This is a genomic window from Micromonospora sp. NPDC049049 (assembly GCF_040649115.1).
Classification (GTDB): Bacteria; Actinomycetota; Actinomycetes; order Mycobacteriales; family Micromonosporaceae; genus Micromonospora.
The window spans coordinates 1-14,670 of record NZ_JBEZEX010000020.1 but is presented as its reverse complement, the minus strand read 5'-3'; the positions used below and the strand labels follow the sequence as shown (position 1 = coordinate 14,670).

At 72.8% G+C, this 14,670-nt stretch carries 13 protein-coding genes and 3 tRNA genes; 7 read left to right on the top strand and 9 right to left on the bottom strand.

The window, feature by feature from the left end; genetic code table 11:
- Positions 1–29: 29 nt before the first annotated feature.
- Genes bioD through AB0B68_RS20625 form a run of 3 tightly spaced genes read left to right on the top strand, consistent with a single transcriptional unit; the run spans position 30 to position 3,058 of the window.
- Positions 30–755 (top strand): dethiobiotin synthase, encoded by a 726-nt coding sequence (gene bioD / locus AB0B68_RS20635; protein WP_196921778.1) that lies wholly within the window; start codon positions 30–32, stop codon positions 753–755.
- Between the two features lie 54 nt (positions 756–809).
- On the top strand, positions 810–2,381 hold the full coding sequence (locus AB0B68_RS20630; RefSeq protein ID WP_357261822.1) for a histidine kinase: 1,572 nt from the start codon (positions 810–812) through the stop codon (positions 2,379–2,381).
- The gene (locus AB0B68_RS20625; protein ID WP_357205298.1) at positions 2,381–3,058 is read left to right on the top strand and encodes a response regulator transcription factor; all 678 of its coding nucleotides are present in this window, start codon (positions 2,381–2,383) and stop codon (positions 3,056–3,058) included. Before AB0B68_RS20630 ends, AB0B68_RS20625 begins: the two co-directional genes overlap by 1 nt.
- Positions 3,059–3,095: 37 nt before the next feature.
- On the opposite strand, the gene AB0B68_RS20620 is transcribed toward AB0B68_RS20625, so the two are convergent.
- From AB0B68_RS20620 to AB0B68_RS20600, 5 genes are all read right to left on the bottom strand, one after another.
- Complete coding sequence (locus AB0B68_RS20620) at positions 3,096–3,878, bottom strand: ABC transporter permease subunit (protein WP_357202199.1); 783 nt, start codon at positions 3,876–3,878, stop codon at positions 3,096–3,098.
- Positions 3,875–4,807, bottom strand: coding sequence for an ATP-binding cassette domain-containing protein (locus AB0B68_RS20615; protein WP_357202201.1), 933 nt, complete (start codon positions 4,805–4,807; stop codon positions 3,875–3,877). Before AB0B68_RS20615 ends, AB0B68_RS20620 begins: the two co-directional genes overlap by 4 nt.
- Positions 4,808–4,896: 89 nt before the next feature.
- Positions 4,897–5,745: a polysaccharide deacetylase family protein gene (locus AB0B68_RS20610; RefSeq protein ID WP_357202204.1), complete on the bottom strand. Its 849-nt coding sequence runs from the start codon at positions 5,743–5,745 to the stop codon at positions 4,897–4,899.
- Between the two features lie 24 nt (positions 5,746–5,769).
- The gene (locus tag AB0B68_RS20605; protein WP_357261819.1) at positions 5,770–6,960 is read right to left on the bottom strand and encodes a cytochrome P450; all 1,191 of its coding nucleotides are present in this window, start codon (positions 6,958–6,960) and stop codon (positions 5,770–5,772) included.
- Positions 6,961–6,969: 9 nt separating this feature from the next.
- Positions 6,970–7,638: a 50S ribosomal protein L11 methyltransferase gene (locus tag AB0B68_RS20600; protein WP_357202210.1), complete on the bottom strand. Its 669-nt coding sequence runs from the start codon at positions 7,636–7,638 to the stop codon at positions 6,970–6,972.
- Positions 7,639–7,788: 150 nt separating this feature from the next.
- Here AB0B68_RS20600 and AB0B68_RS20595 point away from each other — a divergent pair, with 150 nt between their 5' ends.
- The gene (locus AB0B68_RS20595; RefSeq protein WP_357261816.1) at positions 7,789–8,682 is read left to right on the top strand and encodes a hypothetical protein; all 894 of its coding nucleotides are present in this window, start codon (positions 7,789–7,791) and stop codon (positions 8,680–8,682) included.
- Between the two features lie 94 nt (positions 8,683–8,776).
- Here AB0B68_RS20595 and AB0B68_RS20590 read toward each other — a convergent pair whose 3' ends face one another.
- From AB0B68_RS20590 to AB0B68_RS20580, 3 genes are all read right to left on the bottom strand, one after another.
- Complete coding sequence (locus AB0B68_RS20590) at positions 8,777–11,707, bottom strand: M36 family metallopeptidase (protein ID WP_357261813.1); 2,931 nt, start codon at positions 11,705–11,707, stop codon at positions 8,777–8,779.
- Between the two features lie 140 nt (positions 11,708–11,847).
- Entirely contained in the window at positions 11,848–12,429 is a 582-nt protein-coding gene (locus AB0B68_RS20585) for a TIGR03086 family metal-binding protein (RefSeq protein ID WP_357202218.1), read from the bottom strand.
- An 82-nt stretch (positions 12,430–12,511) separates the two neighbouring features.
- The gene (locus AB0B68_RS20580) at positions 12,512–13,114 is read right to left on the bottom strand and encodes a TetR/AcrR family transcriptional regulator (RefSeq protein WP_030336107.1); all 603 of its coding nucleotides are present in this window, start codon (positions 13,112–13,114) and stop codon (positions 12,512–12,514) included.
- 387 nt (positions 13,115–13,501) lie between these two features.
- Here AB0B68_RS20580 and AB0B68_RS20575 point away from each other — a divergent pair.
- The 3 genes from AB0B68_RS20575 (at position 13,502) to AB0B68_RS20565 (ending at position 13,767) form a co-directional block, all read left to right on the top strand.
- Positions 13,502–13,574: transfer RNA gene (locus tag AB0B68_RS20575), tRNA-Gly, on the top strand.
- A gap of 34 nt (positions 13,575–13,608) precedes the next feature.
- Positions 13,609–13,679 (top strand) — tRNA-Cys (locus AB0B68_RS20570).
- A 13-nt stretch (positions 13,680–13,692) separates the two neighbouring features.
- Positions 13,693–13,767, top strand: a tRNA-Val gene (locus tag AB0B68_RS20565).
- A 63-nt stretch (positions 13,768–13,830) separates the two neighbouring features.
- Here AB0B68_RS20565 and AB0B68_RS20560 read toward each other — a convergent pair.
- Positions 13,831–14,406, bottom strand: a complete 576-nt coding sequence (locus AB0B68_RS20560; protein ID WP_357261810.1) for a winged helix-turn-helix domain-containing protein — start codon at positions 14,404–14,406, stop codon at positions 13,831–13,833.
- Between the last annotated feature and the right edge of the window lie 264 nt (positions 14,407–14,670).

Genomic DNA, 14,670 nt, shown 5'->3' with positions numbered 1-14,670 from the left:
GCCCCGCAGTCGCGAACCGAGGTGGCGCCGTGAGCGGCTGGGCGGGGTCGGTACTGGTTACCGGGACGGACACCGAGGTCGGCAAGACGGTGGTGACGGCGGCGATCGCGGCCGCTGCGCAGGCCGCCGGGCTGCGGGTGGCGGTGGTCAAGCCGGGCCAGACCGGTACGGCCGGCGGTGAGCCCGGCGACGTGGACGCGGTGAACCGGTTGGCTGCGCCGCTGACCGGTCGGACCCTGGCCAGCTACCCGGATCCCCTCGCCCCGTTGGCTGCGGCGCGGGTCGCCGACCTGCCGCCGTTGGAGTTGTACGCGGCGGTGGACGCCGTCCGCGCGGAGGCCGACAAGCACGACCTCGTGTTGATCGAGGGCGCGGGTGGGTTGCTGGTTCCGATGGGGCTGCGGCCGTCGGGGGAGCCGTGGACGATGGCCGACCTGGCGGTGTCGCTCGGCGCGCCGGCGGTGGTGGTCGCCCGCGCCGGGTTGGGCACGCTCAACCACACCGCGTTGACCCTGGAGGCGTTGGATCGTCGGGCGGTGCCGGCGGGTGTGGTGATCGGCGCCTGGCCGGCCAGACCGGAGCTGGTGCACTGGACGAACCTCACCGATCTGGTGCCGAATCTGCTCGGCGCGCTGCCCGACGGCGCGGGCGCGATGGACCCGGGTGTGTTCCGGCGGTCCGCGCCGGGTTGGCTCACCCCGGCCCTGCACGGGGTGCTGGATGACTGGCGGGTCTGGGCCGAGGAGAGCGGCTGAACACCTGACTTTCGTCGGTGTCCGCGCAGGTCGGGCGTGGGTAGCCTGACCGCCGTGCGGATCCTCGACTACCGGCCGCCGGGTTGGCTGCACCGGCGGCGTCGCCTGCTGCTGGACGTGCTGCTCTGGGCGGTGGTGGCCGCTCCGGTCGGCTACGCCGAGGTCAGCCCGCCCTATTCGCGGTACACGGTGCCGCTGTTGGTCGGCAAGCTCCTGTTGCTCGGTGTGGCGGTGGTGGCGACTCGACGTCAGCCGTTGGTCGCCCTGGTGCTGGCGGTGCTCGGGTCGCTGGTCGACGGCAACTTCGTGTTCGCCATTCCGGTCTTCAGCTATCTCGCCGGGCGGCGTAGCGCCACAGTGGGTCCGGCGATCATGGTCTTCGTGCTGATCACGGCCGGTGGTACGGCGCTCAACCTGGGGTTCCTCGGCGCCGGGGCGGCCACCTGGTTCCTGCTCGCGTCGGTGCTGCTCTTCGCCGCCGTGTTCCCCTGGTTGGTCGGTCGGTACCGCCGCCAGCAGCAGGAGTTGACCGACGCCGGTCGCCGGCACGTCGACGCGCTGACCCGGGAACAGCGGGGTGCCGCCGAGCGGATCCGGCTGCGTGAGCGGGCCCGGATCGCGGGGGAGATGCACGATTCTCTCGGTCACGACCTCAGCCTGATCGCGTTGCGCGCCGCCGCCCTGGAGGTCGCCGCCGACCTTGACGACCGGCACCGTGCCGCGGCCGGGGAGTTGCGGGCCAGCGTCTCCGCCGCGACCGAGCGACTGCACGAGATCATCGGTGTGCTCCGCGAGGAGGCTGGCGCGTCGCTGCGCCCGAGCGGGGAGACGGTGGCCGACCTGGTCGACGGTGCCCGCGAGGCCGGCATGGTGGTACGGCTGGACGCCGCCCCGGCGGTCGCTGACCTACCGGCGATGACCTGTCACGCCGCGCACCGGATCGTCCGGGAGGCGCTCACCAACGCGGCCCGGTACGCGCCGGGCGCTCCGGTCGACGTGCGCCTCACCCGCGACGGTGACCGGGTCGAGGTGACAGTCGTCAACGACGCTCCGCCGGCCGGGCCGCTGCCCGCCCCGCCCTCGCAGGGCAGTGGGCTGCTCGCCCTCGCCGAGCGGGTCCGCCTCGCCGGTGGGACGCTCGACGCCGGCCGTCGGGCCGAGGGCGGATTCACGGTACGGGCGGTGTTGCCCACCACCGCGGCGCCACCCGAAGCGATCGGGTCGGTGGCCGAGGTCGCGCCGACGTCATGGTCCGACGAGCGACCCGGCCCGGCCGAGCGGCCGGTGGACGCCGAGCGGCGGCTGCACGACGCCCGTCGGCGGGTTCGGCGCAGCCTGCTGGTGGCGCTCGTCGCCCCGGTCTGTTTCGCCCTGGTGCTCTCGTTCGTCTACTACCCGGTGGCGACCGCCGGGACGGTGCTGGACCGGGCCACATTCGACCAGATGCGTGTCGGCGCGGCCCGCTCGGAGCTGGTCGGGCTGCCCCGGCGGCAGTTGGAACGGTCGGCGGCTGTCGACCGGGCCGGTTGCGAGTACTACACCGACGGTAACTTTCCCCTGGCCGCGCCGACCTGGCGGCTCTGTTTCACCGATGGCCGGCTGGTCAGCAAGGAGTGGATCGCCTAGTGGACACCCACACGACGGGGACACCGCCGATCCGGGTGGTGCTGGCCGACGACGAGGCGATGATCCGGGCCGGCGTCCGGGCCATCCTCGCCAGCGACCCGGGCATCGAGGTGGTCGCCGAGGCCGGCGACGGGCACGCGGCGGTGGAACTGGTCCGTGCCCACCGTCCCCGGGTGGCGCTGCTGGACATCCGGATGCCGCGGTTGGACGGGTTGGCCGCCGCCGCCGAGATCCGCCGGGTCGTGCCGGACACCGCGACGATCATGCTGACCACGTTCGGCGAGGACGACCACGTGGCCCGGGCGCTCGGGCACGGTGCCAGCGGGTTCCTGCTCAAGGCCGGCGACCCGCGTGAGCTGATCGCCGGTGTGCACGCGGTCGCCGACGGTGGGGCGTACCTGTCGCCCAGGGTGGCCCGCCGGGTGATCGAGCTGGGGGCCGACCGGTTGGCCCGTCGACCCGCCGCCCGGGACCGTGCGGCCGGGCTGACCGAGCGGGAACGGGAGGTGCTGGCCCTGGTCGGGGCGGGCCTTTCCAACGCCGAGATCGCCCGTCGGCTGCACCTCGTCGAGGGCACCGTGAAGAGCTACCTGACCAGCATCTTCACCCGGCTGGACGTCCGCAACCGGGTGCAGGCGGCGATCCTGGCGTACGAGGCGGGGTTGGTCGACGGCTGAGCGGGGGCCGATCGGCCCCCGCTCAGCGCGGCCTGCCTTACGCGTCGCGTCGGCGCAACGCCGCCCGGCCCAGCAGCAGTGCGGCGGCGGCCCACCCGGCGAGCAGGAGCAGTCCGACCACTGGCGGGTACGGCTCGGTGTCGCCGGCCAGGAAGTGCCCGCCGGCCACGCCGGGGAACACGTCGGCGATCCGGTTCAGCACGTCGATGTCCGGCTCCTGGAGCGACAGCGGCACGATCATCAGGGTGGCGAGGAGGACGGTGAGCGTGAGCACCGCACTGCGGAGCGCGGCGCCGAGGCCCAGGGCGAGCACACCGACCAGCGCCAGGTAGGTCGCCACCGCCACGATGTCGCCGACCGTGTCGGCGGCGGGGGCGCTGCCCCACTCGCCGAGCACCGGCCGGGCGACCAGGGCGCCGACGCCGCCGAGCAGCAGCCCGAGCGCGAAGGTGACCGCCCCGGCGACGGCGGCCTTGGCCAGCAGTACGCGACCGCGGGACGGGGTGCACTGCAGCGTCGTACGGATGGTGCCACTGGTGAACTCGGCGGTGATCGCGAGCAGGCCCAGCGCCAGCACCACGTACTGGGTCAACTCGACCGAGCTGATGAGCACGCTGCCGACGGTGACGATTCCCCGGTCGTCGGTCGGGTCGTCGTTGGTGTTGTCGTTGGCGGCGTAGATGGCCAGTTGACCGGCGCTGGCAGCCATCACCAGCAGCCCGGCCAGTGCCGTCCACCAGGTACTCCGGACCGAGGAGAGCTTGGTCCACTCGGCGGCCACCGCGCCGTGGCGGGTGCTGGTGCTGGTGTTGGTGCTCATCGCGCCCCACCTCCGGTCGGGCCACCGGCGTACTCGACGCTGTCGGCGGTCAGCTCCATGAACGCCTGCTCCAGCGACGCGGCGTGTGCGCTCAGCTCGTGCAGTCGTACCCCCAGTTCGTGGGCCAGGTCGCCGACCTGGTCGGCGGTGGCGCCGGTGACGGTCAGCTCGTTCCGGTCGGCCGCCTCGACGCTCGCCCCGGCGGCCGTGAGGCGCGTGGCGAGCGCGGCCAGCCCGTCCGGGTGTGGGCTGCGGACCCGGACCGCGACAGTGCTGCGGGCGATCACCTCGCCGATCGGCTCGTCGGCGAGCAGTCGCCCCCGGCCGATCACCACGAGCTGGTCGGCGGTGAGCTGCATCTCGCTCATCAGGTGGCTGGACACGAAGATCGTCCGTCCCTCGTCGGCCAGTGAGCGCATCAGCTGCCGCACCCAGCGCACCCCGTCCGGGTCGAGTCCGTTCACCGGCTCGTCGAACATCAGCACCGGCGGGTCGCCGAGCAGCGCGCCGGCGATGCCGAGCCGTTGGCCCATGCCGAGCGAGAGCGTCCGCCCCGGCTTGGCGGCGGCCCGCCCGTCCAGCCCGACGGTGTCCAACACCTCGTCGACCCGGCGGGTCGGGATGCCGTTGCTGTGCGCCATGGCCCGCAGGTGCGCCCGGCCGGACCGGGCCGGGTGGATGGCCCGGGCGTCGAGCAGCGCGCCCACCTCGTGCAGCGGCCGGCGCAACTCCCGGTACGCGCGCCCGCCCACCAGGGCCTGCCCGGCGGTGGGACGGTCCAGCCCGAGGATCATCCGCATGGTGGTGGACTTGCCGGCGCCGTTGGGGCCGAGGAAGCCGGTGACCCGGCCGGGCGCGATGTCGACTGTCAACGCGTCGACGGCGACGGTCGACCCGAACCGTTTCGTCAACCCACGTAATGTGATCATGCGCTGACGCTAGGCGAGCGGGCTGCCGCACCGCCGCGCCCGAACGGCACCACCCACCCCTGACTTTCGTCAGGTCGGTGACGGGCTGATCACCGTACGTACTGCTCCAGCAGCGCCGGGGTGAGCCCGGCCCGGTGGATCGCCTTCAACGCCGCGAGCAGGTCGTCCATCAACGCCGGTCGGAAGTGCATCAGCAGCACGTCGCCGGATTGGACCACCTTCTCCGGGGTCTGGTAGCGCACCTTCCCCTCGTGGACGGTCTCGGTCCAGTGGAAGACCGCCTTCGCGCCGCAGTCGTGCGCGGCCTTCAGCGTGCTGCTGTCATGCTCACCGAACGGTGGTCGGAACAGGGTGGGTCGCTTGCCGAACAGCTCCTCCAGCCTGTCGGCGGCACCGCAGATCTCCTGCTTCTGGTAGTCGTACGAACGGCCGGCCAGCGAGTTGTGGTGGATGGTGTGGTTCTCCACGACCCCGCCCACCGCCTCGATCTGCCGGAAGTAGTCGGTGTGCTCCGCCGCCGCCGGCGAGTTGAGGAACAACGTCACCGGGATACGCGCCTCCCAGATGAAGTCGATGACTTCCGGCGGACGGGCCAGCCCACCGTCGTCGATGGTGATGAAGGCGACCTTCTGGTCGGTCGGCAGGCGATGCCAGAAGGCGGCCGAGCCGGTGGTGGGCAGCGGTACCGGCTGCGGCAGTGGCGCCTCGGGGAACGTCGGCACCTGGGACACGTACCAGGCCAGGCTCTTGAACGGGGGCTTCGCGGTCGGGGACGGCGAGGCCGAGGGGGTCGCCGCCGGGACGGACGGACTCGGCTCGGCCGCGGCGACCTGCCGAGCGTGCGCCGGGTGGCTCGGGCCGACTGTGCAGGCAGTCAACGCCAGCAGGGCCAGAAGCGTTACGACGGCAGGGATCCGACGGGTGGGGGTGGCTGACACGCCCGGAAACATACCGAGCGGATGTCAGGATCCGGTCAGCCCGGTGTCCGCGGTGCGGCGGCGGACCACGAACGCGTCAGGCATCCGGAAGGTGAGATTGTCCGGGCACCAGGGCGGACGGAGCACTGTCACCCCGTCCAGCAGCGGCGCGGCCTCGGCCACCACCACGGCCGCCTCCATCCGGGCCAGCACGTCCCCGACGCAGCGGTGCGCGCCCGCCCCGAACGCCAGGTGCCGGCGTGATCCACGCTGGCCCGGACGGAACTCGTCGGGCGACTCCACGACCGCCGGGTCCCGACCGGCGCGGCCCAGCCACAGCACGAGGCTGCTGCCCGCCGGCACCCGCGTGCCGCCCAGCGTGCTCTCCGTCGCCGCCACCCGCCGCCAGGTGACGATCGGTGGTTCCAGCCGCAACCCCTCCTCCACCACGTCGGCCACCGCGACCTCGCCGCTGCGCAGGCCGGCCCGGACGGCCGGCTCGTCGGCCAGCCGGTGCAGGAGCAGGGTGAGGAACTGCGAGGTGGTCTCCTGCCCGGCGACCAACAGGAAGAAGAGCGCGCCGACCACCACGTCCGGCGGGTGCCCGGCCGACCGCAGCTCGGCGGCCAGACCGCCACCGACGGCCGCGAAGTCACGCAGCACGCTGTGGAACCGGCCCACCTCGGTGGCGAGCGCCAGCTGCCGGTCGGGGTCCAGTGGCGCCCAGAACAACTCCAGCGCGGCGCGGGCGAACTCCTTGACCGCGCCGACCGACGCGTCCGGCAACTCGACCAGCCGGGCCAGCACCAGCAGCGGCAGGTCGGCGGCGAGGTCCGCGTACAGGTCGACAGGCGGGCCGGCGTCGAGCGCGGCACCGATCCGGGCGACCCGGTCCCGGACCAGCGCGGTGAGCCACTGCCGTTGCGCGGCCACCCGGGCCGGGTGCAACGCCTCCGCGACGATGGCCCGGATCTGCGGATGGCTGGCGCCCGAGTTGTTCGCCAGGGTCGGCGGCAGCCGGAACCGGTGCCCGGCGAGCACCCGCAGCGCGGTCACCGGCATCGGAGTCACCGCGTCCAGCGCGTTGTCAGGTCGGTAGGTGACCGGGTCGGCGAGGACCTCGCGGACCAGCGCGTGCCGGGTCACGACCAGGTGGGTACCGCCGACGTGGTCCGGCACCCGGGCCACGTCCGGCCATGCGGGGTCGGCCACCTGCGCCCAGCTGCGGAACAGCACCCGGACACGCTAGCCGGAGGCCCCCGGCAGCCCGGCGCGCAGCCGCCAGACGGTGGTGCGCTTCACCCGCACACTCTCCAACGCCTCCGGCACCGGCACGTCGTACCCGGCCACCTCGTCGAAGCGGTCCCGGGGCAGGAACGCCCGGCCGGGGTCACCGACGAGCGCCGGCGCGCCGGCCCGGGCGGCACGCAGCAGGAACCGCAGGACCCGGCGGGCCATCGCCTCGCTGTAGAAGACGTCTCCGGCGAGCACCACCTCGGCGTCCCCGGCGTCGCCGTCGAGGATGTCGCCGAACTCGGCGTCGACGCGTACCCCGTTGGCCTCCGCATTGAGGGCGACCGCCGCCACCGCCAACTCGTCCACCTCGACGGCCCGCACTGACGCCGCGCCGGCGCGGGCCGCGGCGATGGCCACCAGGCCGGAGCCGGAGGCGAGGTCGAGCACCCGCCGGCCGGCGACCAGCTCCGGGTGGTCGGTGACGTAACGGGCGAGGGCCTGCCCGCCGGCCCACGCAAACGCCCAGAACGGCGGCGGCCGGTCGCTGGAGAACTCGCCCTCGGTCAGCTCCCACAGGCCGATCGGCTCGTCCGCCTGGTGCAGCCGCACCTCAGGTACGAACGGGACCGGGGCCAGCCGGGCGTGCAGCCGGACGAACGTGCTGGAGAGCTCGGACACTGCGTGATTGTCCCAGCGGCCCGACTCCCGGCGTGTCGCGGGGGAGTGGTGACCGGTTCACCACGGTCGGTGAAAACCCACCCCGTCCTTGCCGTCCGGTGCGAACACACCCGTCTGGTCGGTGCCGTCCCCCGCTTCTAGCGTTGCGGGGTGGAGGCGACCGAACGGAGGACGGCGGTGGTGACGGTGTGGCGGTATGCGCTGAGGGCAGGGGTGGTGCTGGCCTGTCTGAGCGGGGTGGAGCTGGCGGCGGCTGCCCCGGCACAGGCGGCCTTCACCACCGAGATGAGCGGCCTGCCGGGACGGTTCACCGCCGGTGAGCGGGTGCGGACGATCTCCGCGGTGGTCTCCCAGACGGACCGGCGCGCCAGGTGTGCGAAGGTGCGCTGGTCGATGGTGCTCAGCGTGCAGGGCGGCCTGCGGCTCGACCAGGTGAAGATGGATCGGGTGGAGGAGACCGGCGACTTTCCGCTCCAGATCCGCACCGAGGGTGACACCGCCCGGCTGACCGACCGGCAACTCGACCCGGGCACGCTCTGCCCGGGCCGCACTGTCACGGCCCGCTACCGGGTGGCCTTCGCCGAGGACGTCACCCAGGGGCGGGTCACCCTCGCCGCCGAGGCGTACGACGCCAACCTGCGCCTGCTGGCCCGGCAGACCGCCACCCGTTCGGTGGTGGGGGTGGGCGGCGTACCGACCAGCACCCCGAAGCCGACGAAGACCCCGCCGGAGCCCACCGAATCCGCCAGCGCGCCGACCGAGGACGAGAGCACGGCGACGGAGGAGGCGGTCGGGGAGTACCCGGCCGACGCCGCGCCACCGGCAGCCAACCGCCCGGTCTCGCAGTCCGGCGCGTTCGGCGTGGTGCAGGCCGCGTTTCTCCTCGGCGGGCTGCTGCTCTTCCTCGGGGTGGGGCTGCTGCTGCGGCTGCGGCACCTGACCCGGGCCGCGCCCGGGGACGCCGACGGGGGCGACGATCCCCCGGTGGACCGGCGCTGGGAGCGCCCGGCCGTCGCCGACCCGTGGAGTCGAGCGCACCGCTGATCGAGGGTCCGCGACGGGAGCCGTGCGGCGGTAGCGCTGACCCGCGCTGATCGGGGGTCGGTGGGGCCGGCGGACATCCGCCGGCCCCACCGTGTCACTTCGAGAACGCCTGGAACTCGGCGATCCGGACCTGGCTCCGGGCCGGGCTGGCGGTCGCGCAGTCCGTCGTCGTGGCGGGGTCGTCGTCCTGCTCGCCCGCGTAGTTCGGGCCGCCGGTGCACTGGCTCGCCAGCACCTCAAGACGCAGGTGGGTGGCGAGGGTGGTGGGTACCGCGAACGTCCGGAGGTTGATGTCGCGGCTGTACGCCCGGTACGCCCCGCCGGGGAACGCGTCCCCCGCGCTGGTGTAGATGCGCTGCCAACGCGCCGGATCCGCGCAGTCGGTGGTCGTCGCGTTGCAGGCGGACACCGCGAACGAGCGCAGGGCACTGAGTGCGTTCTGCGCGCCGGTGTCGGCGTCGCCGGTGATCGCCGGGCGCAGCATCGCGCTGACGTTCACCCGCTTGACCGTCTGCGGGGCGTCGCCCGCCAGCGCCACTGTGAGCTGCCGGCCGGCGACCCCGTCCAGGGACGCCCAGTTCGTCGCCTCGGTGTCGTCGACCACCCGGTCCAGGTTGACCCCGTCGCCGGTGACGGTGGCGCCGGACGCGGTGGAGGCGAGGTTGCGGCTCATCCGCAGGTCGACGTACCCGTCCTGCCCTGCCTTGGCGGTGACGCTGAGCCGCTGGTGCCCGAACCCGGGGGCCACGGCGAGCAGGTCGTACGTGCCGGCCACCATCTCCACGGTGTCCGGGATCGGCGTCGCCGGGTCGGTGTCGGCCACCGGCACGGCCCGCGCCTCGTACGCCCCCACGTACACCCGGATCGGCGCTTCGGCGCTGTCTCCGCGCGGCCGCAGGGTGAGCGTCGCGTTGCCACCGCGCGGCGAGGCGAAACTCGGCGTCGGGTCGGTGTCGCCGGCACCGTTCGTGGCGGCGTCCCGGCCCATGCCGGAGCGGGCGAACTCGGCCCAGATGAGGTCCTGGTTCGCCCCGCCGAAGCGGAGCAGGTCGGCGGTGAGCATGTTGTCGCGCATGTCGAGCATGCTGACCTGGCTGGCGGCCTGGAGCAGGAACGAGTCGAAGACCAACTGTGACCAGCGCCGGTTGCCCGGGCACTGATCTGCCGCGACCTTGCCCAGCGCGCAGTCGAGCTGCCGTTGCGGGGTGCCGAGGCCGTACCGCTTCACCAGGGCGGAACGGACCCGGAAGTTGGTGGCGCCCCAGATCTCCCCGTCGGCGTGCACCGCCGGGCCGGCGGTGTTGTAGCCGATGTCGGAGTAGTTGAGCGGGCTGCGGCTCAGGTCGTAGTTGCGGATGCCGCTGACCAGGTTGCCGGTGACGTAGCCGCCCGTGATGAAGGGCGTCTCGCCGGGCGCGCGCAGCCCGTGCTGGAAGAGGTACTCGGCGGCCAGCAGGTCGCCCCAGGACTCACCCATCGCCCCACCCTGGTGGCCGCTGATCCCGCTGTCCGGGCCGGCGATCATCCGGTTGGTGATCGCGTGGGTGTACTCGTGACCGATCACCGTCATGTCGTAGTCGCCGTCCACGCACGGCGGGTACGGCCCGCCGGCCTGCGGCTGCCAGAGGTACATGTTGGTGGTCGGCGGCAACCCGTCGCGCGGGGTGCCCTGGTTGGCGTTGTTCCGGTTGCCGGTCAGCGCGCCCTGCTGGGCGCGGCCCTGCTCGGCGTCACCGCCCAGGCCGGACGGGGTGAGGTTGACCGCCTGGAGGTTCCACGCCGACTCGGTGAAGCCCAACTGGTACGACCAGTCGTGCATCCGGTTGTGCATGGCGAAGAGGTTGGCGATCGACGCGTCCGCGTCGTTGCGCTGGGCGGAGGTGAACACCCCCGGGTTGCACTTCGCCTGGTGCCACTGGTCGGTGAAGGGGTACTCGTAGCGGCGTTCCGGGCTGGTGGGGGCCGGCACGACCGGGGTGCTCGCACCCCAGGACAGCACCGTGTTGGCCGAGTTGCCGCGCGAGGTGAAGGTCGGCGTACCGGTGGCCGCGTCGACGTCCCACGGTTGGCCGGTGGCCGGGTCGCGGAAGGCGGCCTGGCAGCCGGGGGCCGGGTCCCCGCACCAGCGCACCCGGGGGTCCTGCCCGGGGCCGAGGTCGCGAGGCGGGGTGGCCGGGAAGACCGCCCAGCTCGGGTTGTCGGAGTCGAAGTCGACGAGGTCCTCACGGACCAGCACCTGCCCGGTGCTGCCGTCCACGTAGCTGGTGAACGCGGCCGGGTGCTCGGTGTCCGCGCCGATCATGGTCACCTCGTAGGCGGCCCGTGGCCCGTCCAGCGGGGTGGGCACGGCCACCGACCGGATGGTGTGGCTGGCCACGGCGTCGGCGGTCAGCTTGGCGTCGGCGAGCGCGGCGGCGTACGCCTGCTCCGCGGTGCGGGTGGCCGGCGCCGGCGTGCCGGTGTCGCGGGCCAGCGAGGAGCTGACCGAGAGCACCGCGCCGTCGGCGACCGCGAGGGTGACGAGGCCGTCCGGCCCCGCGGGCAGGTCGCCGAAGCGTTGCCGGAGGGTGACGACGGTGCCGCTGCCGATCGGTCGGACCAGCACCCGTTCCATGCTGGCCACCGTGGCGGCGTCCATGCCGAACAGGTCCTGGTTGGCGGCCAGGTAGGCGCGGGCGGCGGCCTCCGGGTCGGCGGGCAGCCCGCTGGCCAGCGGGCTGCGGCCGGGGCCGAGCGCCTGTGGGGTGCCGAGCCGGTTCCACCGGACATCGGGGTCGACGGCGCGGGCCAGGCCGCGTTGGCGGGCGTCGGGTGCCGCCGTACCGGCGCGGTTGTCGGCGTCGGCGGGGGTGTGCCCCTCGGCGAACGGCCCGGAACGGCGCTCGGCGGATGTCGCGCCGCCGGTGGGGGCTGCGGTGCTCACGCCGGTGGGGAGCAGCGCGGCGACCGTCGCCGTCGTCGCCAGGATGGCGATGAGCCGGCGTCGACGCCGGCTCATCGGGGGTGACCACTCCGGTTGTGGCACGGGACCTCCTCGTGGGAGCGGGATGACCGGCGAGTCGCCGACCACAGATGCGCGGTGACGCATGCGCATCTGTGGATATCAGTCTCCCGAGGTCACGGCAAGGTCCGGAGCCGCTGTCGCACCAACAGATCGAGATTCGCTCAGGCGGTCGGCGCCCAGTCGGGGTCGCGGCCGAACGCGGCCAGCAGGTGGTCCTGCTCGTCGGCGTCGTCGGGCACCTGTACGCCGGTGTGGACCAGGTCGTTGCGCCGGTAGGCGTCGATCTGGCCGGCGAACCACTGGGCGGCGGCGTGCACCGCGTCCGGGTCGAGCCGTGGCTGCGCGCCGATCGCCACCGCCACGTCCCAGCCGTGCACGAGGTGCTCGGCGAGGAGTTGCCGGAGGTACTCGGTGGCCGGGGTGTCGCCGCCGGAGAGGTGCACGGTGCGGTCGATCGCGCCGGGGTGGGTGGCGGCGATCTCGGCCTGCGCGGCGGCCTCCCGAGCCGTCGCGATCGGGTCGGCGCCGAGTTGGTCACCGTCGAGCCGATCGCCGACCTCGTCGATGGTCCGGCCGGCGAGCAGCGGAACGCTCCACCGGTCCTCGGTCACCACGTGGTTGACAAGCGTGCGGAGGTCCCAGTCCGAGCAGGGTGTCGGGTCGGACCACTGGCCGGGCTCGATCTGATCCACCCGGTCGATGAATTCGGCCAGGCTCCGGCGGTACGCCTCCAAGAGGTCCATGCCGCCGATTGTTCCGGTCGACGGGGCGGACTGAGTCCGTTTTGCCCGGCTCGGTGCGGGGATCGGTGCTGGCCACCCCAGCTCAGTCGAGGTCGGCCGGGTCCAGGCCGAGCTCTCGGGCGGTGACCAGCCGGACCCACTCGCCGAACTGGCGGCGGGAGATCACCCGGTCGTGCACGGCGAGTTGGACGGCGAGGCCGTCCATCACCGCGCTGATCCGCCACGCGGCCCCGTCGGCGTCGGCGCACTGGAAGGTGCCGTCGGCCACCCCGGCGGTGATCACCGCGGCCAGGTCCTGTCGCCAGCGCAGGTCGAGCCGCCGGGAGACCTTCTCCAACTCCGGGGTACGCAGCGACTCGGACCAGCCGTCGATCCACATGGACCAGGACGTCGCCCGCCCGGCCGGGGTGTAGAGCTTGAGGATCCGGCGGAGCTTGGTCAGCGGTGGGGCCGAGGAACGGGTCACCGCGTCGAGCCGGGCCAGATCCTGCTCGACCGCGTACGCGAAGGCCTGCGCGAGCAGCCGTTCCTTGGTGGCGAAGTGGTAGAAGACCAACGCTTGACTCACGCCCGCGGCATTCGCCACGTCCGCTGTCCGGGTGTTGGCCAGACCGCGCTCCACGATCACGTCGCAGGCGGTGCGCAGCAGGGCATCCAGGCGGATCTCGGCCGCACGTCTCGTCACGACCGTTACCGTAGCCCATCCGACTGAACACGAACAGTTACCACCACGCGCCGATCCACGCCGTGGCAGTCGGAAGCCGGACACTTCTTTCGCGTGTCGTCCGTCGTTCCACGGAGAGTGTTCACCGAGGTCCGCTGCCCGGTGCCGGGTCGTCGAGACGTCGATGGTCAGGTATGCGACGCGATGATGACGATCATTGCCGAGGAGTGTCGGAGCGTGACGGTCGGCGCCGGATTCAGACGCCAGGCCAGCCACCTAGGATGCCCGTCGGGGGTGACTCCGCTCCAGCCCCGGCCACCCGGGACGCGCCGAGGCGACCCCGAGTTGGCAGTCAAACACCTACTCGGCTAAAGTTCTCATCCGTCACCCGGGAACGTCCGGGGGCGTGCGGACGTAGCGCAGCTGGTAGCGCATCACCTTGCCAAGGTGAGGGTCGCGGGTTCGAATCCCGTCGTCCGCTCGGAGCTGCCGCCACGTATGACGGGGGCAACCTCGGTGGGGTGGCCGAGAGGCGAGGCAACGGCCTGCAAAGCCGTGTACGCGGGTTCAAATCCCGTCCCCACCTCGGCAACAAGCACGGGCGATTGGCGCAGTGGGAGCGCGCTTCCTTGACACGGAAGAGGTCACTGGTTCAAACCCAGTATCGCCCACCAGAGGAGAACGGCTCGTCACCGGAAGACCCGGTGACGAGCCGTTTCGCTTGTGGTGCCACGTCATCAGTCGACGCTGAGCCGGTAGCCGACGCCTCGTACGGTGTGCACGCGCAAGGCGTCGTCGACGGCGTGCAGTTTGCGACGTAACCGCTTCACGGCCGAGTGCAGACTCGACGTGTCGCCGAGGAACGCGCAGCCCCAGACCGATTCGAAGAGTCGTTGGTACGTCCAGACTCCGACCGGTGCGGTGGCGAGTTGGGTGAGCAGGTTGCGCTCGAGTCGGGTCAGGCTCAGCCGTTCTCCGCGCCACGTCACCACGTGGTCGAGCGGGTAGATCTCAAGATCACGCAGGCTGATCCGTTCCGGGGTCAGAGCAGGCGCGGCCGCGGCCCTCGGTGCGGCGGTGGCCTTCACTGCGAGGGCGGGTTCGGCGGCGGCTTCGGGCGCGGCGGCTTCGGGGGCGGCGGCTGACGCGCCAACGGTGCCGGGCGCGGAGGGGCTGAGGAGTGCGGCCGGCCCGTTGACCATGGGCGGGCCGATCATCGCCTGCAACTCGGCGAGGTCGGTGCAGATGACGAGAGTGCCGAGCCCGTCGAGTCGCCGCACCATTCGCTCGCGTACCGACACGTCAGCGCTCACGCAGAATACGAGGGACAAATCGTCGACCATCGTTCCCCTTCCCCAGGTGCCACAGGAAAGACAACGCTGTCTGACCGCCGTAGTCAATGGTTTCGCCGGCAACCATCGCCTTCCGGCCCGCACCATCCGAAGATCGCGCTGGATCCTGGATGTAGTGGTATCGCACCGTCGATGAGGCCACTACATCCAGGATCCAGCACGATCATGGCGGCGGGCGGCGGGCGGCGGGCGGCGGGCGGCGGGCGGCGGGCGGCGGGCGGCGGG